Source organism: Mesorhizobium sp. M7A.F.Ca.CA.002.09.1.1 (assembly GCF_003998555.1).
Taxonomy (GTDB): Bacteria; Pseudomonadota; Alphaproteobacteria; order Rhizobiales; family Rhizobiaceae; genus Mesorhizobium; species Mesorhizobium ciceri.
In genome coordinates, this window is the sequence record NZ_RZRR01001603.1 from 1 (window position 1) to 461 (window position 461).

The 461-nt window shown below is 65.3% G+C and carries 1 protein-coding gene; it reads left to right on the forward strand.

All coding sequences use genetic code 11. The features are described from left to right. Positions 1 to 461, forward strand: a 461-nt coding sequence (locus EN994_RS34905; protein ID WP_164746600.1) for an ABC transporter ATP-binding protein, incomplete at both ends; no start/stop codon positions are given.

A 461-nucleotide genomic window follows, 5' to 3' on the forward strand; every position in this document is an offset into this window, starting at 1 on the left:
GTCGGCGACCGACCGCCGCGCGCGCGTCGCCGAATTGCTCGAACTGGTGCGGCTCAATCCCGAGCATGGCAAGCGCTATCCGCACGAACTGTCCGGCGGCCAGCGCCAGCGCGTCGTCATTGCCCGCGCGCTGGCACTCAATCCGCAAGTGGTGATCCTCGACGAGCCGGTTTCGGCCCTCGACGTTTCGGTGCAGGCCGGCGTGCTCAATTTGCTCAAGGACATCCAGCAATCCTTCGGCACCTCCTATCTGTTCATCGCGCATGATCTGTCCGTCGTGCGCCACATCTCGCATCAGGTGGCGGTGATGTATCTCGGCAAGATCGTCGAGATCGCGCCGGCGGCCGAACTCTATTCGAGGGCGCTGCATCCCTACACCCAGGCGCTGCTGTCGGCGGTGCCGCTCGCCAATCCCGAGAAGGAGCGCAAGCGCGAGCGCATCGTGCTGAGCGGCGATGTGC